This window comes from Psychrobacter sp. TB55-MNA-CIBAN-0194, assembly GCF_040309505.1.
GTDB lineage: Bacteria > Pseudomonadota > Gammaproteobacteria > Pseudomonadales > Moraxellaceae > Psychrobacter > Psychrobacter fozii.
The window spans coordinates 1-245 of sequence record NZ_JBEOOW010000659.1 but is presented as its reverse complement, the minus strand read 5'-3'; the positions used below and the strand labels follow the sequence as shown (position 1 = coordinate 245).

General features: G+C 44.5%; 1 pseudogene. It reads right to left on the bottom strand.

Annotation, left to right across the window (positions count from 1 at the left end):
- Positions 1–245: pseudogene (locus AAEY75_RS16650) on the bottom strand (sodium-independent anion transporter); the annotation flags it as partial.

Sequence of the window (245 nt, the reverse complement as noted above, 5' to 3'; positions counted from 1 at the left end):
ATCTAGGGCTTCTTTGGTATCAAAGCTGTGCAAAAACTGGGTGGTCGAGGCAAAAAACACTTGCCCTTGCACATAATAATAACGAGTATTGCTACTGTCGTCATACTCACTAAATATCGTTAAGAATTGTCCAATCTTATTGGCAAACGCTAGCGCCGATAACAGCACGCCGACACCCACGCCATACGCTAGATTATGCGTAAAGACCGTGGTCAAAACGGTCGCTAGCATGACAATGTTAAACG